16 protein-coding genes are annotated in these 21,179 nt (G+C 50.6%); 5 read left to right on the forward strand and 11 right to left on the reverse strand.

Translation table 11 applies throughout. The features are described 5' to 3' along the window. Positions 1–54: 54 nt before the first annotated feature. Positions 55–1,153 (forward strand): peptide chain release factor 2 gene (prfB, locus tag HEN33_RS00910; protein ID WP_001701073.1). Its coding sequence is split into 2 segments (ribosomal slippage): positions 55–129 and positions 131–1,153, totalling 1,098 coding nucleotides; the frame shifts between segments, so codons are not numbered across the junction. Between the two features lie 9 nt (positions 1,154–1,162). Beyond that, on the forward strand, positions 1,163–2,680 hold the full coding sequence (gene lysS / locus HEN33_RS00915) for a lysine--tRNA ligase (protein WP_000003061.1): 1,518 nt from the start codon (positions 1,163–1,165) through the stop codon (positions 2,678–2,680). Positions 2,681–2,722: 42 nt separating this feature from the next. Here lysS and idi read toward each other — a convergent pair whose 3' ends face one another. Continuing rightward, positions 2,723–3,271 carry an isopentenyl-diphosphate Delta-isomerase gene (gene idi / locus HEN33_RS00920; protein WP_176262817.1) on the reverse strand — a complete coding sequence of 183 codons (549 nt, stop codon included), beginning with the start codon at positions 3,269–3,271 and terminating at the stop codon, positions 2,723–2,725. Positions 3,272–3,325: 54 nt separating this feature from the next. Between idi and HEN33_RS26240 the strand changes: the two genes are divergently transcribed. Beyond that, complete coding sequence (locus tag HEN33_RS26240) at positions 3,326–3,418, forward strand: hypothetical protein (protein WP_223344823.1); 93 nt, start codon at positions 3,326–3,328, stop codon at positions 3,416–3,418. Here HEN33_RS26240 and yqfG read toward each other — a convergent pair. Further along, positions 3,393–3,518 (reverse strand): protein YqfG, encoded by a 126-nt coding sequence (gene yqfG, locus HEN33_RS00925; RefSeq protein WP_001050745.1) that lies wholly within the window; start codon positions 3,516–3,518, stop codon positions 3,393–3,395. The two genes, HEN33_RS26240 and yqfG, sit on opposite strands and share 26 nt — an antisense overlap. A 1-nt stretch (position 3,519) precedes the next feature. Then, positions 3,520–4,968: a urate/proton symporter UacT gene (gene uacT / locus HEN33_RS00930; RefSeq protein ID WP_001354956.1), complete on the reverse strand. Its 1,449-nt coding sequence runs from the start codon at positions 4,966–4,968 to the stop codon at positions 3,520–3,522. Between the two features lie 435 nt (positions 4,969–5,403). Here uacT and ygfT point away from each other — a divergent pair, with 435 nt between their 5' ends. Continuing rightward, the gene (ygfT, locus tag HEN33_RS00935) at positions 5,404–7,323 is read left to right on the forward strand and encodes a formate-dependent uric acid utilization protein YgfT (protein WP_176262816.1); all 1,920 of its coding nucleotides are present in this window, start codon (positions 5,404–5,406) and stop codon (positions 7,321–7,323) included. After that, positions 7,323–7,811 carry a 4Fe-4S dicluster domain-containing protein gene (locus HEN33_RS00940; RefSeq protein ID WP_176262815.1) on the forward strand — a complete coding sequence of 163 codons (489 nt, stop codon included), beginning with the start codon at positions 7,323–7,325 and terminating at the stop codon, positions 7,809–7,811. Before ygfT ends, HEN33_RS00940 begins: the two co-directional genes overlap by 1 nt. 35 nt (positions 7,812–7,846) lie before the next feature. Here HEN33_RS00940 and ghxQ read toward each other — a convergent pair whose 3' ends face one another. From ghxQ to mocA, 8 genes are all read right to left on the reverse strand, one after another. Beyond that, positions 7,847–9,214 carry a guanine/hypoxanthine transporter GhxQ gene (gene ghxQ / locus HEN33_RS00945; protein ID WP_000012163.1) on the reverse strand — a complete coding sequence of 456 codons (1,368 nt, stop codon included), beginning with the start codon at positions 9,212–9,214 and terminating at the stop codon, positions 7,847–7,849. Between the two features lie 35 nt (positions 9,215–9,249). Continuing rightward, positions 9,250–10,566 carry a guanine deaminase gene (gene guaD, locus HEN33_RS00950; RefSeq protein ID WP_001352959.1) on the reverse strand — a complete coding sequence of 439 codons (1,317 nt, stop codon included), beginning with the start codon at positions 10,564–10,566 and terminating at the stop codon, positions 9,250–9,252. A gap of 17 nt (positions 10,567–10,583) precedes the next feature. Continuing rightward, complete coding sequence (gene xanQ / locus HEN33_RS00955) at positions 10,584–11,984, reverse strand: xanthine/proton symporter XanQ (RefSeq protein WP_176262814.1); 1,401 nt, start codon at positions 11,982–11,984, stop codon at positions 10,584–10,586. A 165-nt stretch (positions 11,985–12,149) separates the two neighbouring features. Then, entirely contained in the window at positions 12,150–15,020 is a 2,871-nt protein-coding gene (locus tag HEN33_RS00960; RefSeq protein ID WP_176262813.1) for a molybdopterin-dependent oxidoreductase Mo/Fe-S-binding subunit, read from the reverse strand. Further along, positions 15,017–15,796, reverse strand: a complete 780-nt coding sequence (gene ygfM, locus HEN33_RS00965; protein WP_000572477.1) for a molybdopterin-dependent oxidoreductase FAD-binding subunit — start codon at positions 15,794–15,796, stop codon at positions 15,017–15,019. The genes HEN33_RS00960 and ygfM overlap by 4 nt, the downstream gene beginning before the upstream one ends. A 50-nt stretch (positions 15,797–15,846) precedes the next feature. Next, positions 15,847–17,175 carry a putative aminohydrolase SsnA gene (gene ssnA, locus HEN33_RS00970; RefSeq protein WP_088541706.1) on the reverse strand — a complete coding sequence of 443 codons (1,329 nt, stop codon included), beginning with the start codon at positions 17,173–17,175 and terminating at the stop codon, positions 15,847–15,849. A gap of 2 nt (positions 17,176–17,177) precedes the next feature. Then, positions 17,178–20,276, reverse strand: a complete 3,099-nt coding sequence (gene ygfK, locus HEN33_RS00975) for a putative selenate reductase subunit YgfK (protein WP_176262812.1) — start codon at positions 20,274–20,276, stop codon at positions 17,178–17,180. Between the two features lie 321 nt (positions 20,277–20,597). Further along, entirely contained in the window at positions 20,598–21,176 is a 579-nt protein-coding gene (mocA, locus tag HEN33_RS00980) for a molybdenum cofactor cytidylyltransferase (protein ID WP_032185058.1), read from the reverse strand. Between the last annotated feature and the right edge of the window lie 3 nt (positions 21,177–21,179).

Raw genomic sequence — 21,179 nt, forward strand, 5'->3', positions numbered from 1 at the left:
ACAATCCCGCTCTTATCACCGCATTTTGACTAGCTCAATAAAAGAAATCAGACCATGTTTGAAATTAATCCGGTAAATAATCGCATTCAGGACCTCACGGAACGCTCCGACGTTCTTAGGGGGTATCTTTGACTACGACGCCAAGAAAGAGCGTCTGGAAGAAGTAAACGCCGAGCTGGAACAGCCGGATGTCTGGAACGAACCCGAACGCGCACAGGCGCTGGGTAAAGAGCGTTCCTCCCTCGAAGCCGTTGTCGACACCCTCGACCAAATGAAACAGGGGCTGGAAGATGTTTCTGGTCTGCTGGAGCTGGCTGTAGAAGCTGACGACGAAGAAACCTTTAACGAAGCCGTTGCTGAACTCGACGCCCTGGAAGAAAAACTGGCGCAGCTTGAGTTCCGTCGTATGTTCTCTGGCGAATATGATAGCGCCGACTGCTACCTCGATATTCAGGCAGGTTCTGGCGGTACGGAAGCACAGGACTGGGCGAGCATGCTTGAGCGTATGTATCTGCGCTGGGCTGAATCGCGTGGTTTCAAAACTGAAATTATCGAAGAGTCGGAAGGTGAAGTGGCGGGTATTAAATCCGTGACTATCAAAATCTCCGGCGATTACGCTTACGGCTGGCTGCGTACAGAAACCGGCGTTCACCGCCTGGTGCGCAAGAGCCCGTTTGACTCCGGCGGTCGTCGCCACACGTCGTTCAGCTCCGCGTTTGTTTACCCGGAAGTCGATGATGATATCGATATCGAAATCAATCCGGCGGATCTGCGCATCGACGTTTATCGTGCATCCGGCGCGGGTGGTCAGCACGTTAACCGTACCGAATCTGCGGTGCGTATTACTCACATCCCAACCGGGATTGTGACCCAATGCCAGAACGACCGTTCCCAGCACAAGAACAAAGACCAGGCCATGAAGCAGATGAAAGCGAAGCTTTATGAACTGGAGATGCAGAAGAAAAATGCCGAGAAACAGGCGATGGAAGATAACAAATCTGACATCGGCTGGGGCAGCCAGATTCGTTCTTATGTCCTTGATGACTCCCGCATTAAAGATCTGCGTACCGGGGTAGAAACCCGTAACACGCAGGCAGTGCTGGACGGCAGCCTGGATCAATTTATCGAAGCAAGTTTGAAAGCAGGGTTATGAGGAACCAACATGTCTGAACAACACGCACAGGGCGCTGACGCGGTAGTCGATCTTAACAATGAACTGAAAACGCGTCGTGAGAAGCTGGCGAACCTGCGTGAGCAGGGGATTGCCTTCCCGAACGATTTCCGTCGCGATCATACCTCTGACCAATTGCACGCAGAATTCGACGGCAAAGAAAACGAAGAACTGGAAGCGCTGAACATCGAAGTTGCCGTTGCTGGCCGCATGATGACCCGTCGTATTATGGGTAAAGCCTCCTTCGTTACTCTGCAGGACGTTGGCGGCCGCATTCAGCTGTACGTTGCCCGTGACGATTTACCGGAAGGCGTTTACAACGATCAATTCAAAAAATGGGATCTCGGCGATATCCTCGGCGCGAAAGGTAAACTGTTCAAAACCAAAACGGGTGAACTGTCTATCCACTGTACCGAGCTGCGTCTGCTGACCAAAGCACTGCGTCCGCTGCCGGACAAATTCCACGGTTTGCAGGATCAGGAAGCGCGCTATCGTCAGCGTTATCTGGATCTCATTTCTAACGATGAATCCCGCAACACCTTTAAAGTGCGTTCGCAGATCCTCTCTGGCATTCGCCAGTTCATGGTGAATCGTGGCTTTATGGAAGTTGAAACGCCGATGATGCAGGTGATCCCAGGCGGCGCGGCGGCGCGTCCGTTTATCACCCATCACAATGCGCTGGATCTCGACATGTACCTGCGTATCGCGCCGGAACTGTACCTCAAGCGTCTGGTAGTTGGTGGCTTCGAGCGTGTATTCGAAATCAACCGTAACTTCCGTAACGAAGGTATCTCCGTACGTCATAACCCAGAGTTCACCATGATGGAACTCTATATGGCTTACGCGGATTACAAAGATCTGATCGAGCTGACCGAATCGCTGTTCCGTACTCTGGCACAGGATATTCTCGGTAAGACGGAAGTGACCTACGGCGACGTAACGCTGGACTTCGGTAAACCGTTCGAAAAACTGACCATGCGTGAAGCGATCAAGAAATATCGCCCGGAAACCGACATGGCGGATCTGGACAACTTCGACTCTGCGAAAGCGATTGCTGAATCTATCGGCATCCACGTTGAGAAGAGCTGGGGTCTGGGCCGTATCGTTACCGAGATCTTCGAAGAAGTGGCAGAAGCACATCTGATCCAGCCGACCTTCATTACTGAATATCCGGCAGAAGTTTCTCCGCTGGCGCGTCGTAATGACGTTAACCCAGAAATCACTGACCGCTTTGAGTTCTTCATTGGTGGTCGTGAAATCGGTAACGGTTTTAGCGAGCTGAATGACGCGGAAGATCAGGCGCAGCGCTTCCTGGATCAGGTTGCCGCGAAAGACGCAGGCGACGACGAAGCGATGTTCTACGACGAAGATTACGTCACCGCACTGGAACACGGCTTACCGCCGACAGCAGGTCTGGGAATTGGTATCGACCGTATGGTAATGCTGTTCACCAACAGCCATACCATCCGTGACGTTATTCTGTTCCCGGCGATGCGTCCGGTGAAATAAGCATTACGTTATGCTCACAACCCCGGCAAATGTCGGGGTTTTTTAATTGTGCTGCGCGAAAGCAGACAACAATTTTCTTGCTTCACTATTGGCAGCCTGCATCACCATCCACGGACTGAACGCCCACGGCGTGGCATCAATACCGCGTAAAACCGCTGCTAAATCACACCATTGATAATCCATCACTTCATCATCGTTGATCTGTAACGCACTGGTCGTGCGTGCGGCAAATACCGGACATACTTCATTTTCTACAATGCCATTCGGATCGGTGGCGCGGTAGCGAAAGTCAGGATAGATAGATTCAGGAGGTGTAATTTCCACGCCAAGCTCATAACGGCAACGGCGGATCACCGCGTCTTCGTTGCTTTCTCCCAGTTGTGGGTGCCCACAAACCGAGTTAGTCCACACGCCCGGCCATGCTTTTTTGCTAAGGGCGCGGCGGGTAACTAATAATTGCCCTTTGGCATTAAACAGCCAGCAGGAGAACGCGAGATGTAAGAGAGTGTCTGCCGTGTGTGCGGCATACTTTTCCAGCGTACCCGTGGGAACTCCCTGTGCATTCAATAAAATGACGTGTTCCGTTTGCATAATTTCTCACATGTAATTCTAATCACTCATCATTATAGATAATTGAAGAGTGAAATGATTAACCAAGTGAGCGTTTATCGACAACCGCCCGTTTTGAGCGGATGTCGACAGGTAAAACCATTTAAAAAAGCAGCATCATATATTTGAAGCGACTTTCAATGGCCATTGCAACACAGTCAGAAATGACAGGAATAGAGAGAGTAAAAAGCAACAACAGACTGAATATAGCGCGCATTAAAAGATTCATATTATTCTCCATGCTCATTTTTCTTCAGCTTGCGCATCAGAAGCCACATACGTACTGTCCTGACTTTTAAATCTTTATCAGAGACGGATTCCTTCACCAGATCAGCATGATGCTGATAGCCATTAAAGAAGACGTTCAGCACAACGGCGCTAAGGGTTGCGAGCATAATGCCGCTATGCAGCAACGGTTGCAGTACGGCCGGTAACTTAGAAAAGAAATCGTGAGAGAGCGTCGGAGTCATGCCAACGCCGAGACTGATCGCCACAATATAGAGGTTGTAACGGTTAGTGGTGTAGTTACAGCGCGACAGAATTCGAATCCCCGTCGCCAGTACCATGCCGAACATCACCAGCCCTGCGCCGCCAAGCACAAATTGCGGAATCGAGGCTACCAGCACCGCCATTTTGGGCACCATGCCAAACATGATTAATATGATCCCCGAAGAAATACACACCCAGCGACTATGAACGCGAGTCACGCTAACCAGGCCAACGTTTTGAGAAAATGACGTGTGGGGGAAGCTGTTAAACGTTCCGCCTATCATTGTCCCTACACCATCGACACGCAGCCCGCGAATAATATCGTGCGAAGAGAGTTTACGACCGACTATTTCACCCAGTGCCAGGAACATCCCCATCGACTCGATAAACACGATGATTAACACAGCGGTCATGGTTAGAATAGAAACGGGGTCAAATACCGGCATACCAAACGACATTGGGGTGACAATCGCAAACCACGAAGCATCATGTAGCCCGGACAAATTGACTTCATTCATCATCCACGAAAGTAAAAAGCCAAATACAATCCCCAGTAATACGGCGACGTTGGACATAAATCCTTTCGCATAGCGAGTAATGAGCAAGATAAAAATTAAGACGGCAAAGGAGATACCTAAATAAACGGGATTACCATATTGCGGATTCCCTTTACCTCCAGCGGCCCAGTCAATACCGACCTGAATAATGCTAAGCCCGATAGAAGTAATAACCACACCGGTAACCAGTGGCGGGAATAAAGGCATTAAGCGACCGATAAGTGGTGCTAATAATGTGGTGATAAATCCCGCGGCGATAGTGGCACCAAATATCCCCAGCAGGCCGATATCCGGGTTCATGCCAATGGCTATCATTGGTGTTACAGCAGCAAAGGTTACCGACATAATCACCGGCAGACGGATCCCCATAAAGCGGCCGATACCGATACATTGTAATAATGTGACGATCCCGCAGCAAAAGAGATCCGAGCTAATGAGCATCGCAATAGCTTCTTTTGAGAGGCCCAGTCGGTCACCAATCATAAGAGGAACAGCGACTGCACCTGCGTACATTACAAGGACGTGTTGCAGACCGAGTATGATCAGCTTTCCTGGTGATAATATGCGGTCAACCTCATCAGTTGGGCGGTCTTGCCCTGAAGATGAGGGAAGTTGGGAATCTATGGCGCTCATCAGTGTTTCTCCTTTCGCCCGCCAGAGTAAAAAGCAACCGTTTACGTTATTGAAACTGTCTAAACATATGCTCGTGGAGTGCCAGTTTTTGCGAGGAAGGGGAGTCAGAGACAGGAATTGCGGAGGCAATCACATAATCGTGGTTAAACCACGAAAATGAGAAGAGAACCTGACAATGGAATTATCTGTAATTTTCTCATATTGATATTTTATTAATCATTCTGGCATGTCGCACTCTCGCATTTAATCGTTTTTATCTGGATAGCGCTCTTTTGGTCGGCAATGTTGAAATAATGAAAGCGGCACAGATTGAGGGGCAATAATTTGAACTCAGTCGCAAAATTATAATTAAAACGGTCATGCTACCTAATATATGCCCGTTTATTGCATCGCGAACTTTGAGAAGACATAACTCATTAAATGAAAGGGATGCAAATGAATAAGTTTATCGCTGCTGAAGCTGCGGAATGTATAGGCTGTCATGCTTGTGAAATTGCCTGTGCGGTGGCACATAATCAAGAAAACTGGCCGCTGAGTCACAGTGACTTTCGACCGCGTATCCACGTTGTAGGGAAAGGCCAGGCTGCGAATCTGGTGGCCTGCCATCATTGCAACAATGCCCCTTGCGTTACGGCTTGTCCGGTTAATGCTCTGACTTTCCAGCCCGATAGCGTACAACTGGACGAGCAAAAATGTATTGGTTGTAAAAGATGCGCAATCGCTTGCCCCTTTGGCGTCGTTGAGATGGTCGATACGATTGCGCAGAAATGCGACCTTTGTAACCAGCGCAGTTCCGGCACGCAAGCCTGTATTGACGTATGCCCAACACAGGCGTTACGGCTGATGGACGATAAAGGGTTGCAGCAGATAAAGGTGGCCCGCCAGCGCAAAACGGCAGCAGGAAAAGCGTCATCAGACGCTCAGCCATCTCGCAGTGCAGCGTTGCTCCCCGTTAACTCGCGTAAAGGCGCAGATAAAATTTCAGCGAGTGAACGGAAAACCCACTTTGGCGAAATTTATTGCGGGCTGGATCCACAACAAGCGACTTATGAGAGTGACCGCTGTGTTTATTGCGCCGAAAAAGCTAACTGCAACTGGCATTGCCCGCTGCATAACGCTATTCCGGATTACATCCGTCTGGTGCAGGAAGGAAAGATTATTGAAGCGGCAGAACTTTGCCACCAGACCAGTTCCTTACCAGAAATCTGCGGCAGGGTATGTCCACAGGACCGTCTTTGTGAAGGCGCATGTACTTTGAAAGATCACTCTGGCGCAGTCTCTATCGGGAATCTGGAACGCTACATCACCGATACCGCGCTGGCGATGGGCTGGCGTCCTGATGTCAGCCATGTTGTTCCCCGTATCGAAAAAGTGGCGGTGATTGGCGCAGGGCCTGCAGGGTTAGGGTGTGCTGATATTCTGGCGCGCGCAGGAGTTCAGGTTGATGTCTTTGATCGCCATCCAGAAATTGGCGGTATGCTGACTTTTGGCATACCTCCTTTCAAACTCGATAAAACGGTATTAAGCCAGCGGCGAGAGATATTCACCGCAATGGGAATCGACTTTCATCTTAACTGTGAAATTGGCCGCGATATTACCTTTAGCGATTTAACTTCTGAATATGATGCAGTTTTCATCGGCGTGGGGACTTACGGGATGATGCGAGCAGATCTGCCGCATGAAGATGCGCCCGGTGTCATTCAGGCTCTACCGTTCCTGACTGCCCATACCCGCCAGCTCATGGGGTTGCCGGAGTCTGAAGAGTATCCGCTGACGGATGTGGAAGGTAAGCGAGTCGTGGTATTGGGCGGTGGCGATACGACCATGGATTGTTTGCGGACTTCCATCCGCCTCAATGCCGCCAGCGTGACCTGCGCCTATCGTCGTGATGAAGTCAGTATGCCGGGCTCGCGCAAAGAGGTGGTCAATGCGCGCGAGGAAGGTGTCGAGTTTCAGTTCAATGTTCAGCCGCAATATATCGCTTGTGACGAAGATGGGCGTTTAACTGCGGTGGGCCTGATTCGTACCGCTATGGGGGAGCCGGGGCCGGATGGTCGCCGTCGTCCTCGTCCGGTAGCGGGTTCAGAGTTTGAGCTGCCCGCCGATGTTCTGATTATGGCCTTTGGTTTCCAGGCGCATGCCATGCCGTGGTTGCAAGGCAGCGGAATTAAGCTCGATAAATGGGGCCTGATTCAAACCGGGGACGTCGGGTATTTACCCACCCAGACGCATCTGAAAAAAGTCTTTGCTGGTGGTGATGCAGTTCATGGCGCGGATCTGGTCGTCACTGCAATGGCTGCAGGAAGGCAAGCGGCGCGCGATATGTTAACTCTGTTTGATTCGAAGGCATTGTGATGAAATCGTTAATTGTCGTTAATCCGGCTGATTGTATTGGCTGCCGTACTTGTGAAGTAGCCTGTGTGGTCGCTCATCCTTCAGAACAGGCGTTGAATGCCGATGTCTTTTTACCCCGGCTGAAGGTACAGCGACTGGACTGCATCAGTGCGCCGGTGATGTGCCATCAGTGTGAAAACGCCCCTTGTGTTGGCGCTTGCCCCGTGGGAGCGCTGACGATGGGCGAGCAGGTGGTGCAGGCCAATTCTGCCCGTTGTATTGGCTGTCAGAGTTGCGTCAGTGCGTGCCCGTTTGGGATGATAACCATTCAGTCGTTGCCGGGGGATACCCGGCAACAAATTGTGAAATGCGATCTCTGTGAACAGCGGGAAGAGGGGCCTGCCTGCGTTGAATCTTGCCCGACACAGGCACTGCAGTTGCTTACTGAAAGAGAACTCAGGCGAGTCCGCCAGCAGCGTATTGTTGCCAGCGGTGAGAATCCTCTCTGAAAGAATTCTCCGCGCTGAAAGGCGCGGAGAATCTATTAGATAGCCCATCCACCCGCGTAAAATGCGACCAGTGCGGCAGTAATGATTACCGTACCAATATTCAGCTTTTGCCATTCGCGTGCAAAGACGCGGCCTACGACCAGTGTCACAAAGCCCAGCATAATACCGGTAACGATATTACAAGTCAGAACGATAAACACGGCACACACCAGGCCAGCCATTGCGTCAATAAAATCGTTGAAATCCAGCTTCGAGACGTTACTTAACATCAGCAAACCTACGTACATCAGAGCGGGTGCAGTGGCGTAACCAGGGATCAAAAATGACAGTGGTGATAAAAACAGAATCAACAGGAATAACGCCCCCACTACGGTTGCGGTCAACCCTGTTTTACCCCCGGCGGCGGTTCCTGCCGCTGATTCGATATAAACCGCTGCGGGCGCAGCACCCACCAGGCCGGAGAATATTGAACTTACTGAGTCACTGGTCAGGGCTTTACCGCCGTTGATGATCTGGTTGTCTTTATCTAACAAATTCGCCTGACCGGCGACGGCACGGATGGTACCGGTGGCGTCGAACACTGCGGTCATCACCAATGCCAGTACACTCGGAAGTACAGTTGGCTGGAGTGCCCCCATAATATCGAGGCTGAAAATCAGAGACTTACCATCTTCGCCAGTCAGACTGGGCATCGCCACCAGACCGTGGTACTTCACCGCTGGATCAAAGATTAAGCCGATGATCGAAATTGCAATAATCACCAACAAGATCCCGCCAGGTACGCGGCACTTTTCCAGACCGAAGATGACCGCCAGACCCAGTAAGCTCATCATCACCGGGAAGGAGGTAAACGCGCCGAGCGCCACCGGCAAGCCTTCAATCGGGTTTTTGATAACCATTCCCACACCGTTAGCAGCAATCAGCAGCAGAAACAGGCCGATACCGATACCTGTGCCGTGAGCGATACCCATCGGTAAATTACGTAATATCCAGGTTCGCACACCGGTTACAGAAATGGCGGTGAAGATGACGCCCATCAGAAAGACCGCGCCCAGTGCGACAGGAACGCTAATTTGTTGCCCGAGTACCAGACTGAATGCGGTAAATGCCGTTAAGGAAATAGCGCAACCAATCGCCATTGGCAAGTTGGCCCACAAGCCCATCAGCAACGAGCCGAAGCCCGCGACCAGACAGGTGGCAACAAACACAGCTGCGGGAGGAAAACCTGCTTTGCCCAGCATTCCCGGAACGACGATAACGGAATAAACCATGGCCAGAAAGGTCGTTAAGCCAGCCAGTACTTCCTGACGAACGGTACTGCCACGAGCGGTAATTTTAAAATAATTATCCAGCGCGCCTTGTGGCTTTGGTGCGTCCGGTGTTTGTAGGATGTCTCCAGACATAATGATGTCCTCACGAGGATGTTAAAGTTTTATTATTAGTTGCGTTCGTACACCAGACGACCATCAACGTAGGTGCGGTAGATCGAACGGTCATCGCCCAACGTCATCATCACGAACAATTTGTCGACTAAAGAAACAGAGTTGTCATAGCGCAGCTGCTGTAGCGGGGTGGCGGTGGGTTCCATCACCACGAAATCAGCCTCTTTGCCAGGTAAAAAGTTGCCAATCAAATCGTCAAGGCCCAGAGATTTCGCCCCGCCGAGCGTGGCAAGGTAAAACGCTTCATATGCCGAGAGGCGATAGCCTTGTAATTGCAACACTTTGTAGGCTTCGTTCAGCGTTTGCAGCATGTTGAAAGTTGTTCCTGCGCCAATGTCAGTCCCCATGCCCACTTTGACTTTCTTCTGCCATGCTTTTTTCAAGTTGAATAAGCCACTGCCGAGGTAAAGGTTGGAGGTAGGACAGAAAGCAATGCTGGATTTGGTTTCGCTGAGACGATCCCACTCTTTCTCTTCGAGATGGACGCAGTGAGCAAAGACACAATTTTTACCTGTCAGACCGTACTGATGGTAAACATCCAAATAACCATCATGGTCAGGATAAAGCGATTTGACCCAGGCAATTTCATCTTTATTTTCACAAAGATGGGTATGTACCCATGTGTCGGGATACTCTTCTTTCAGGCGTTGCGCCATCGCCATCTGTTCAGGAGATGAGGTTGGGGCGAAGCGTGGCGTAATCGCATACAACAGACGACCATTTTTGTGCCAGCGTTCGATCAGTTCTTTGCTTTGGTGATAGCTGCTTTCGGCAGTGTCGAGCAGATAATCCGGTGCGTTGCGGTCCATCATCACCTTACCGGCAATCATACGCATATTGATATGACTGGCGGCTTCAAACAGCGCATCAACGGATTGCGGATGAACGGTACCAAACACCAACGCTGTGGTGGTTCCGTTACGTAAAAGCTGCTTGATGAAGAACGCCGACATTTCGCGGGCGTACTCTAAATCCTCATAACGACGTTCAGTAGGGAAGGTGTGTTTATTCAACCACTCCAACAATTGTTCACCATAGGCCCCAACCATTTCACTTTGCGGATAATGGATATGTGTATCGACAAAGCCCGGTACTACCAGTTTGCCGCGATAGTCGCGCACGCGAATGGTGTCAGGAATTTGATGCTTTCCGTCTTCCCATTCGCCAAACCATTCCACTTTTCCCTGTTTAATGAGTAATAAACCATCCTCAATAAACCGCAGCGCAGAGGCAATCTCTTCCGGGTTATCGACCGTACGGGTGACATCAATAAAACTGCCTCGTACCGCTTTTAACGTGTGTTCTCCTGACATCATTGACTCCTTTACTGTTAATCCATCTCTTCCGCTGAGGTAATACCAGGCAGAACGTTTTCCTGTCGGTAGCCACCAGGGAGGATAATATTTAATAAAATCGCAGTTAATCCACCAGCACAAATAGGGTTTTCAACTAATACATAAATAGAGGCTGGCAATATTTTAAAAATTTCCGGGTCGTAGGAGACGCCAAGCCCTAAACCTAAAGAAGTGGCGACAATAAGTGTTTCACGGCGCTTTAATCCGTTGGTGATGATGATGCGAATCCCAGCGATGGCAATCATGGAAAACATCAACGTCATTGCGCCTCCCAGAACAGCCGAGGGAATGGTCGTGAAGAAGCCGCCAATCATCGGAAACAAGCCGAGAATAACCAACATGACCGCGATGGTTCGCCCGACATAACGTGAAGCGACACCGGTCATCTGAATAACCCCATTATTTTGCGCAAACGTGGTTAACGGTAATGAACCGACAGCGGAAGCGATAACCGAAACCAGGCCATCTGCCAGTACGCCGCCTTTCAGACGCGACTGATACTCTTCTCCCTGGATGGGGCGGCGGGAAACCATTGCCGTGGCGGTGATATCACCGACAGCTTCCAGCACGCTAAGCAAATAAATCGTGCCGACCACCAGGAACTGATGGAAGCTGAAACTAAACCCGTATTTGAACGGATGCGGGATGGTGATTAACGGCAAATTGCGCATACTGCTGAAATCCACCATGCCCAGGCATAACGACGCGATATAACCGACACATAGCCCAATGGCAATCCCTCCCATGCGTAGTAACGGATTGCGGCAGCAGTTAAAGCCGATCACCACAATCAAAACCAATAAACCAACGCCGAGATGTTCGTAATTGCCGAACGTACCGCTGCTTTTGGCAGCAAATCCTCCACCAAAATCGATAATGCCGACTTTAATCAGGCTTAAGCCGATCATCAGCACCACAATGCCGCTAACGGTAGGTGTAATAACCCGACGTAAATAGGGCAGGATAAAAGAAGAGCCGACAACCAGAAATGCGCCAACGAAGGAGACGCCGAGAAGCGACGACATGATTAACTCTTCGTGAAAACCATCGCTTTTCATGCTGCTGCCCAGCGCAATCATGACTGTAACAAATGAAAAATTGACTGACTGAATTGAGAGTAGGCCAGAACCGACGATGCCATAGCGGTTTACCTGTAACCAGGTACCAATACCAGAGGCGATCATCGCCATAGAAACAAGATAGGCGGTTGTTTCAGCGGAAAGCTGTAAGGCCGCACCCACGATTAACGCAGGGGTTACCATCGGAACGAAAATTGCCAACAGATGGGTAATGGCACCAACGAGAGCCTGATGAAAGGGAGGGCGATCCTCCAGTTCAAATATAAGGTCAGAACCTGCATGGTTTATATCAGACATCCCTTCACTCCTTTTAAAGTAAATTTGATCATCTGAATCAGTAAAATAAATTCCCACGAATTTGGGGCGCAGGACGCCTTGAGAACGGCTTATCTCATTTTCGCAGTCAACTATTTAGTCATCGTTCAAACAGAGAAACAGGCCGCCGAAGCGGCCATTTATTATTTATATTTTTTCCAGCGCGGTGAGTATTTTCTCCGGTGTGAAATGCCATTCGCGTAACCAGATGCCGCAGGCATCGTGAATTGCGGTAGCAATCGCCGGAGCTGCGCCATTTACACCGATTTCTGAGATTGATTTCGCCCCGAATGGGCCGACTTTATCGTCGCTCGGCACCAGCACAGCGCGGAAATCACGCGGAATGTCACCAATTTTCGGTGCGCCGTAACTGCGTAAATCACGCGTTAACGGGTGGCCTTCGGCGTCATAAATGATTTCTTCGCTCATACTGTGCCCGATAGCACGCAGGGTGGCTCCGTAGATTTGTCCCAACGCTAACTCTGGATTGACCGGTGTACCACAGTCCAGCAAGGCGTAGAATTTATCCAGGCGGATTTCACCCGTACGTGTGTTGACGGCAACTTCAGCAAAGTTTGCGCCATACGGGAAGGCGAAATCAGGCGTGATATAACTGGCAGTTCCCACCAGTGAACCAAAACCGGTGCCGGTTTCGCCTTTATGGGCAATATCCCCGAAACTAACTTCGCCTTTCTTGCCGCGCACGACGCCCGGCGTTGCTAGTTGAACATCTGCCACTGGCTCACCCAACATTTGCGCGCCGTGGAACAGAATTTTATCCCGCAGATTTTCCGCTGCCAAACGCGCCGCGTTACCCGAGAAGCAAGTACCGGACGAGGCATATGCGCCTTTATCAAACAACGCATGATCGGTATCACCGGAGATAACATGCACGTCCTGCGGTGGGCAGTGCAGCACTTCTGCTGCCAGTTTCGTCACCACGGTATCCAGACCAGTACCAATATCCGCACCGCCAGAATGAACAATAAAGGTACCGTCCGATTCCAGTTTAATCATGCAGTTAGCCTGATCGATATCCGGGATCCCCGATTTCTGCATGATAATGGCGACGCCGCGACCGATGTGCCAGTCACCATTTTGCGGTTTTGGTGAAGACCATTGGATCATCTCGCGACCCTGACGCAGGATCTCTTCCAGCGCGCAGCTGGCGGCGGAAGGAACGGAGGTCGGCGCTTTACCTTCACCAATCGCACCGAGAATTTTCAGCTCTTGCCCTTCGTGTACCCGGTTACGTTCGATAATTTCCAGTTGGTCGATCTGTAACTGTTCAGCCAGTTCCGCTAATGCCATAGTGATAGCGAAGTTACCTTTCGGTGCACCATAACCCTGATAAGCACCATTTGGACAAATGTTGCTGTAGTAGGTGGTGACCTGGAAATCGACGTTATCGCACGGATATAACGGCAGCGACAGCGCCGGTCCGTTACACGGTACGGTGAGTGAGTGGTTGCCGTAAGGGCCTGTGTTGGCGCGGAAATCCATCTTCACAGCCGTCAGGCGACCATCTTTCTTTGCCCCCAGTTTGACGGTGACTTTCGCGACGTGACGAGAGGTGTTAGCAATAAACTCTTCTTCACGGGTGTAGCGGAACAGTACCGGACGCCCGGTCACGCAGGTTGCCCAGGCGCACACTTCTTCCAGCAGGATGTCCTGTTTGGAACCAAAACCACCGCCTACGCGTTCTTTAATGACATGAACTTTATGTTGTTTCATGCCCACGAGGCGCGCGACCTGGCGGCGTAAGTGCCATGGTACCTGGGTGGAGGCGTGGATAACCAGACGATCGCCGTCCATACGGGTAAAGCAGATATGAGTTTCAGTCGGGCATTGCTGCGCCTGAGTTGAGTTATAGGTTCGCTCAATGATCACATCGGCATCGGCAAAGCCTTTATCCATATCGCCAATATGACCATGAATACTGGCGGCGATATTTTTACGAGGGCGAGAACCGATAGGGAAGTTGATAATCATATGCTCGCCGCGCTGGGCTGCATGGCTGTTATCGTCTTCCAGAGTGTCTGGCGCACCCGCCACATACACCACCGGTTCATCGTGTACGACAGGCGCATCTTCCGCCATTGCCTCGTCAATCGACATTACAGGCTTAAGCACTTCATATTCAACGTCGATGAGCTTCAGTGCTTCGAGCGCAATTTCTTCACTTTCAGCGACTACCGCAGCAACGCGATCGCCGACGTGACGCATTTTCTTGCCGAACATACGGCGGTCAAGCGGTGACGGTTCCGGTGCGCTCTGACCACCCGGGGTGTAGTAGATATCCGGGCAATTCAGATGAGTAATAACGTGAACGACGCCTGGTAAGGCTTCAGCTTTGCTGACATCCAGGTGAGTAATCAGTGCGTGAGCGTGAGGGCTACGTAACATTTTAATGACGCAGGCGTCAGCCGTTACGCGGTCTTCAACATAGCAGGGTTTCGCCTGCACCATTTTTGCGGCATCAGTTTTAGGATAATGCTTACCAATGACTTCAAGGTCATCGCGGAAAGTCGGAGCGATATCAATGGTGGCCTGCGGGTTATTTTTACGTGCAACCGCCAGTTCAATGACCTGATAGTATTGTTGCCAGCCTGCATCGCGACTGAACAAACCAGAAAGCGCGTCGTCGATCTCTTCGCGGGTCGGTGCGGCGATACGCTCGAGCAGATCAGTGATAATCAGAGCAGCAGCTGGATCGTTATAACCAGACTGCACCACGCCAACATCAACCATTGCCTGTTGAACCAGACTTAACTCGTTCCATTTTCCCAGAGACTCTGCGGTACGAATATTAGCCTTCTCTATCTGTGCGGCAATAAGTAAGGACGCGTTGACGATATTACCGTTAAAGATAATTGCGTCAGAACCGGCAAAACCGAATCCATCATCGCTGTTGCGTACAGAGTGCATTCCCATGTTAAACAACAGCTTTTGCACGTTTTCACCAGGATTAACGGTTAGCTCCTGGGGCGTGCCATTTAATGTAAAGTGGATGATCATACGGCTTCCTCCCCAGCCTGTTGGCAGTCGGCATAAAGGTCGGCTACCAGAACTCCCGTGATATAGCGTTTATAGGCCACGCTGCCCCGCAAATCTTCCTGCGGGAAAATGGCGTTGGCGACAGCCTGTTCAAGGGCATCGCCTTCCAAGTTTTGTTTTTCAACATCGTGCAGACGCAGTGCTTTACTGGCCACGCCATCCAACGCAATTCGCATACCGTCGTGATCGGTTAACGCAACGGCTGCCGTTACTACCGTTAACCCAGCCTGAGAACGGCTAATTTTGCGAGTCGCACAGGTGCGATACGGATCTTTAATGATGATTTCGGTTAGCAGGCGATCGCATGGGCAGGCCAGGTACTCCTCAATTGACAGAGTTTCACCGTTGCCAAAAACCAGTTCGGCATCCAGTGCCAGCAGGACGGGAAGCAGCACCGACTCTTCCTGCCGGGCGGCGATTTCACCACCAATGGTCGACTGATTACGAATATGGCGAGAGTAGACAAAGCCGAGAGCCTCACGCAGTGCTGCAGGAATAAACCGTGCATCACGCAGTGTTTGCAAGCGAGACATCGCGCCAATCCGCAATGCACCGTTATCCCAGTCAACCCAGTCCAGTTCCAGATCCTGTAAGGATATGGCAATCTTTTTATCGGTACGGGTTGGTGTGGCGTTGAGTTTACTGCCTCCGGCAAACCAGACAGCTTCATCCTGATAGCGGCGCTTCAGTTCCAGCGCCTGTTCGACAGAGTCGGGCCTGAAAAATTGTTCAATCATCTTCTTTCCTTATTTAACCCTCTTCCTTTAAGGAAGAGGGTATCTGTCATTTATGCCAGCGCATCCATCCGACGCCACATAGCAGCGGCGGCTTTTTGGGCTTGCGCATAAATGGAATCGCAATCGAAGTTAAACTGACGGTCTTCATAGACCATAACGCCGTTGACCATCACGCTGTGGACGCTGCCTGAACCCATGCCGAAAGCGATATGCCCGGCGATATTGTCTGCCAGCAGCGGCGTCGGCGAGTTGTAATCGCAAATGGTTAAATCGGCTTTGTAACCGGCTTCCAGAAGGCCAAATTTCGCGCCAAAATTGCGGCTCATCAGTTCGTTGCCGTTAGCCAGTGCTTTGGCAAAACTGTCAGGCCACAGCGGACCACCCGCATCGCGATGTTTAAAGAAGGCAAATTTCATCTCTTCAAACATATCTGAACCAATACCGTCCGTACCCAACGCCAGATTGCGGATGTCGCAAAGATGATGGTTGTAGCCGACATGGTTGTTCATGTTTGAACGGGCGTTATGCACCAGGAATGCATCACGCTGATTGAGCAACGCGATGTCGTCTTTAGACAGATAAAGCCCATGAGCGACCAGCGTTTTGCTGTCGATGAGATCGAATTGCGCTAATCGTGCCAGCAGATCTTTGCCGTACCAGTGATGACTATGGGAAACATCGTAAAGGTCTTCCGCAGCGTGAATATGTAAACCACGGCCTGTGGCTTTCACGGCCTCACGCAGCATTTCCAGACCGGCATCCGGCACAGTAAACGGCGCGTGAGCACCAATATGAGCCTCTACCAGATACGGTTCAGTTGCCGCTTTCTTCGCATCATCAATCTGACGGGCGAAGCGGATATTTTCCTCTACTCCTTCCTGTAGTTCTTTAATGCCGTTGTTACGGTCAGTGGTTTCAAAACAGGTCATCGCACGCAGGCCAACTTTTAAAAATGCGTTGCGCAATGTGGAGAGCGACCCGCTGATATACGCCGGAGAGGCATGGTGATCGATAACAGATGTACAGCCGCTCTTAATCGCTTCCAGGGAACAAATCAGCCCGCTGTAATAGAGCGACTCTTCATCAAGGGCGCGATCGAGCCGCCACCAGAGATTTTTCAGCGTTGAAATGAAATCCGGGCAGGGGGCGATGTTTGCCATAATTCCACGGGAAAGCCCCGAGTAAAAATGGTTGTGCGAGCAGACAATTCCCGGCATCACAATCCGACCATGCATCTCTTTGTAGTTGGCATCGGGGTAGCGTTGCGTCAGCGCATCGCCGATAGCGACAATCACATCATTTTCGATGGCGATATCAACGCCTTCCTGCACTTTCGCCGGGTGTAACTGCACTGCGGTGACATTCTTCAGAATCAACATGATTACACCTCCACGCGGCCCAGCAGATAATGATGATGCTGGTGGACATGGCTAATGATGCGGCACATATCGTTCAGCTCCGGTGGTACGTTGTTGAACTGACCTTCGCTGTCGATGTTTAACACCCAGCTTTGGTTATTCAGACGTATGCGTACCTGGCAATCTTCCACAAGGAAGCCTGGGTTGCTGCTGTTATCAAAGTCTTGCGACAGGCTGAAGACGGTGATTTTGTCTTTATATGGTTTACCGTTCCACGGGCAGAACTGGGCGCAGTTGCCGCATTCGTTACAGTAAGCGTCGAGGTGCAGCGTCTGGAAACGGTTCTGGAATCCAGGGACCGCAATTGAGACATTGGCGCGGTTAGGGCAGACATCCACACACTTGCTGCAAACGTAGTTACATTCAAGACAGCGAGAAGCTTCCTGAGCGACAAACGCATCACGATCGTCGCTGTTCACCAGGGTGACTGAGATATCGCCTTTACGTTGGTAGATTTCCGCCGGATTGACGTTGTTCCAGTATTTATCGTTCTGGTGGGAACGGATATTTTCCCGACTCAGGATGGCATCGGTAGCCCGACGCGCAGTTCCGACAGCTGCAACGATAGAGGACGGTCCGCGCTGTACGTCGCCGATCATAAAGACGTCAGTCAGACGAGTTTCGCCATTATGGTCGACGTCTGGCCAGCCATTTTTGTCCAGCGGCACGCCCATGGCATTCAGGGTTTCAGTATCCTGCTGTTCGCCAATGGCGGTGATCAGGCTGTCTACATGCAGTGTTACTGTTTCGTTGGTTTCAACCGGACGGCGACGACCTTTCTCATCAGGTTCGCCAAGCGACATAACGCGCAAGGTTAAGGTGCCATCAGCATCGAAACGTTCCGGATTATTCAGGAAACGGAACTCCACGCCGTCGTGCAACGCTTCTTCATACTCTTCGCGCCATGCGGGCATCTCTTGCAGTGAACGACGATAAACGACCGTTGCTTTTTCTACGCCTGGAACGCGTAACGCCGCACGAGCGCAGTCCATTGCGGTGTTACCCGCCCCGACAACGACCACATGCTTGCCCAGCTTGAGCGTAGTGCCTTTGTTGTATTCACGCAGGAAGGGGAGTGATTTCCACACATTTTGGTTGTCGCCCGCCAATTTCACACCGCTATTTTTATCAGTGCCGGTGGCAATCAGAACATAGTGGAAGCCCTGATTTTTTAACTGTTCAACGGTCAGATCGGGTGAGCAGCCATACTCAAATTTCACGCCGTGAGCGGCAACAAAATCGATATCGTGCTGAATTAACTCTGCAGGAATACGGAACTGAGGAATGATATTTTTCACCACGCCGCCCGCATTGGCTTCGCGTTCAAACAGCGTAACCGGATGGCCCGCTCTGGCAAGGAAGTAACCTGCTGCCAGACCCGCCGGACCTGCACCAATCACGGCAACCGGATGGCGTGAACCAGAACCGGCTGGTTTGTGCCAGCGTTGCTTATATTCATCCCAACCTTTTTCCAGCGCGACTTTTTTCAGTTCGCGGATATTCAGCGCACTGTCGTAATCCAGGCGGGTACAGTTGTATTGGCACTGGTGATCGCAAATATGACCGGTAATGGCGGGCAGGGCGTTGCGTTGGTAGATGAGTTCCAGTGCGTCGGCATAGCGGTGTTCGCCAAGCAGACGGATGTATTCCGGAATATCCTGTTTAATGGCGCAAGCAGTAACGCACGGTGCAACGTAGCAGTCGGTCAGCGGCAGGTCTTCTGCCACTTCAATACGCTCTTCTGGCTTCCAGTGTTTCTGCGTGTATTCCATGGTTAACGCGTCTGCTGCCAGTTTGTTCAGTCGTTCGACGTCAACATGGTCAAGCCCCCAGGCGTCGGAGCCTTCCAGCTCGCGCATGCAGGCACTTAAGCGCAGATAGCCGCCAGGTTTCAGCAGGTCGGTTGCCATAGTAATAGGGCGAATACCAGTATCAAAAATATCGCGGATAGTCAGCTGACTGGCACCACCGGAATAAGAAATGGGCAGTTTGCCGTCAAAGGCGCGAGAGAGAACTGCTGCAACATTGATGGAGAGCGGGAACAGCGCACGGCCTGACATATACATCTCTTCACCAGGCAGTGCGCCTTTATTGTTGATGGTGCCGAGAGTGTTAGTCAGTTTGACGCCAAAACCGAGTGATTTTTCTTTTGCCAGTGCCATCAGGCGTTCCAGCATTTCCAGCGCTTGCGTCAGCTTGAGGTCGTGATCAAATGACTCTTCTTTTAAGCCTATGTAACCGAAACCGCAGACATCGAGGATCTCACGAACACGCGCGTACCCCAGTAAGGTCGGGTTGAGTTTCACAAAGGTATTGAGCCCTTTTTCTTCCAGCATGTAGCGGCAAATGGCTTCGATTTCATGCGGAGGACAGCCGTGCATCGTGGAGAGGGTGACGCCCTGCACCATGCTAGTGGGGATGCGAGCGGGTAAGGCCTGTAAGTTATCGCGTTTTTCCTGCAATCCGTGGCGGGCTAAAAATGCCTCATCCTGGAGCAGGTTATTAAGCGTATCGCGGTATTGAGCGAATTTTGGATGGTCAGATGCGTCCATCATATTATCGATGAACTGTTGCATCGGCGGTTGCTTAATACCTTCGAGGTTGTAACCGACGCTCATATTAAAGATAAAGGATTTACCGGAATCAGAAGGCTGGAACATTGCTTCGAGAAGATGCAGAGCAAACCAGGCTTTGAGGTATTCATCCCAGGCTTTAAGCAGGGTAAATTCGGTAGACCATTCGGTGTTAAAGCACTCGTCTTCGGCATCAATACAGGGCTTTTCCAGCTCCAGGCGGTCAAGAATTTGGACGGTTTTTAGTTCGATGAAGCGTCCGCCAGTCAGCCAGGATGTGACAATATTTTGCGCGAGCTGCGTGTGCGGACCAGCGGCAGGGCCGACGGGAGTGGCACAGGTTTCACCGAAGACGCTAACAGTTTTACCTTTTACGGGTGAGTAAAACTGTTGCTCGGGAATACCAAAGATTGAGCGTTGTTGTTGGTATTCATCAAATATGCGCGTCAAAAGTTCCTCAAACGGAATGGGACGCATAATATCCCCCATAACCCTCTCCTTAGCTTATACAGATATCATTGAGTGACCGGTGTTGAGAAATCCGGTGGTTTAGGGGGATAGAGCAACAATCGCACCACTCTTGCCAGGTTTGGCGGGAAATATAAAAAAATGTGAGGCGGCTCGAAACTTAAGGGCTTTTTGTGAATGAACTCACAGGTGCCAAATGAGAATTAAAATCACTCCTGGGAATTATTATTACCAGCCCATTTATCACTTTTTCTCTTTTCTCAAAATCAGTGATTCCTTATCATAATGATAAAGCAGGCTGGATGGTTTAAATATTTGAACGCAAACGTTTAACTACGTTTTCTAAATTTCAGTATACCTTTTTTGCGCTGTAATAAAGTCGTCCGGAGTATCAATATCTAAAATTATTTCTGCATTCTCTATTTCGACGGAATAATGTTCTCCCATAAGGAGTGCCTGACGCATATTGGTGACATTGGGTCGCTGGGTTGCCTGCATCAGGCATGGCTTTGACACTAAAATCGGATGGCCGGGGATACCTTTATGGAGTGGCAGTATTGCGCCATCATTACGTAACGACCAGATTTTTCTAAAAATATCGATGGTGAGGGTTGGCATGTCACCGTGGGTGAGAAAACAATGTTCGGTTTGCACCGCGGGTACTGCGGCCTTTACTGATGTCAGTAAACCCTGCGCATAATTTGGGTTGTGGATAATAGTGATATTACTCTGGTTCGCATAACGTTCGTGCAGTTCATTACCACGATAGCCGGTGACTAAAATAATTCGGCTACAAAACTGCAACGCATTTTTGATACTTGCATCAAGAATTGTTCCCTCTTGCCAGGGTAACATCATTTTCCATTGCCCCATTCTTGATGATAATCCGGCAGCGGTAATTATACAGTCGATGGCTGACATAGT

The organism is Escherichia sp. 94.0001, from assembly GCF_013369155.2.
Lineage (GTDB): Bacteria > Pseudomonadota > Gammaproteobacteria > Enterobacterales > Enterobacteriaceae > Escherichia > Escherichia coli_F.

Bases quoted from the DNA above. Each gene is read 5' to 3' on its own strand.
- idi (WP_176262817.1), bottom strand. From the start codon at position 3,271: ATGCAAACGGAACACGTCATTTTATTGAATGCACAGGGAGTTCCCACG.
- yqfG (WP_001050745.1), bottom strand. From the start codon at position 3,518: ATGAATCTTTTAATGCGCGCTATATTCAGTCTGTTGTTGCTTTTTACT.
- HEN33_RS00940 (WP_176262815.1), top strand. From the start codon at position 7,323: ATGAAATCGTTAATTGTCGTTAATCCGGCTGATTGTATTGGCTGCCGT.
- ygfM (WP_000572477.1), bottom strand. From the start codon at position 15,796: ATGATTGAACAATTTTTCAGGCCCGACTCTGTCGAACAGGCGCTGGAA.
- mocA (WP_032185058.1), bottom strand. From the start codon at position 21,176: ATGTCAGCCATCGACTGTATAATTACCGCTGCCGGATTATCATCAAGA.
- uacT (WP_001354956.1), bottom strand. From the start codon at position 4,968: ATGAGCGCCATAGATTCCCAACTTCCCTCATCTTCAGGGCAAGACCGC.
- HEN33_RS26240 (WP_223344823.1), top strand. From the start codon at position 3,326: ATGATTAACCAAGTGAGCGTTTATCGACAACCGCCCGTTTTGAGCGGA.
- HEN33_RS00960 (WP_176262813.1), bottom strand. From the start codon at position 15,020: ATGATCATCCACTTTACATTAAATGGCACGCCCCAGGAGCTAACCGTT.
- ghxQ (WP_000012163.1), bottom strand. From the start codon at position 9,214: ATGTCTGGAGACATCCTACAAACACCGGACGCACCAAAGCCACAAGGC.
- ygfK (WP_176262812.1), bottom strand. From the start codon at position 20,276: ATGGGGGATATTATGCGTCCCATTCCGTTTGAGGAACTTTTGACGCGC.
- ssnA (WP_088541706.1), bottom strand. From the start codon at position 17,175: ATGTTGATTCTGAAGAATGTCACCGCAGTGCAGTTACACCCGGCGAAA.
- ygfT (WP_176262816.1), top strand. From the start codon at position 5,404: ATGAATAAGTTTATCGCTGCTGAAGCTGCGGAATGTATAGGCTGTCAT.
- guaD (WP_001352959.1), bottom strand. From the start codon at position 10,566: ATGTCAGGAGAACACACGTTAAAAGCGGTACGAGGCAGTTTTATTGAT.
- xanQ (WP_176262814.1), bottom strand. From the start codon at position 11,984: ATGTCTGATATAAACCATGCAGGTTCTGACCTTATATTTGAACTGGAG.
- lysS (WP_000003061.1), top strand. From the start codon at position 1,163: ATGTCTGAACAACACGCACAGGGCGCTGACGCGGTAGTCGATCTTAAC.